Below are 235 nucleotides of genomic sequence, written 5' to 3'. Positions count from 1 at the left end.
TTCCGGGCCCTGAGCATCCAGGTCGACGGGGCCAGCATCGTCGATCGCAACGTTGGCACACAAGCGCTGGCGCGGGCCTGCCAATCCGTCGCAGCGGGAGGTGCGCCCTGGGCACAGGCGCATCTGTCCGCCTGGGGCGAGGTGTTCAAACGCTTCGGTGCCAAGCCTCAGCGCACCCCCTGTTCGGCACAGGCACTGCTCAAGCGGGTGCAACGCGAGGGCAACCTGCCCTGCA

At 68.5% G+C, this 235-nt stretch carries 1 protein-coding gene; it reads left to right on the top strand.

Annotated features, from left to right (window positions below; all coding sequences use genetic code 11):
• Positions 1-235, top strand: a 235-nt coding sequence (locus B4920_RS30265) for a hypothetical protein (RefSeq protein ID WP_216820150.1), incomplete at both ends; no start/stop codon positions are given.

The sequence above is a fragment of the Zoogloea sp. LCSB751 genome, from assembly GCF_002028455.1.
GTDB lineage: Bacteria > Pseudomonadota > Gammaproteobacteria > Burkholderiales > Rhodocyclaceae > Zoogloea.
This window is presented reverse-complemented; position numbering and strand designations above follow the sequence as displayed.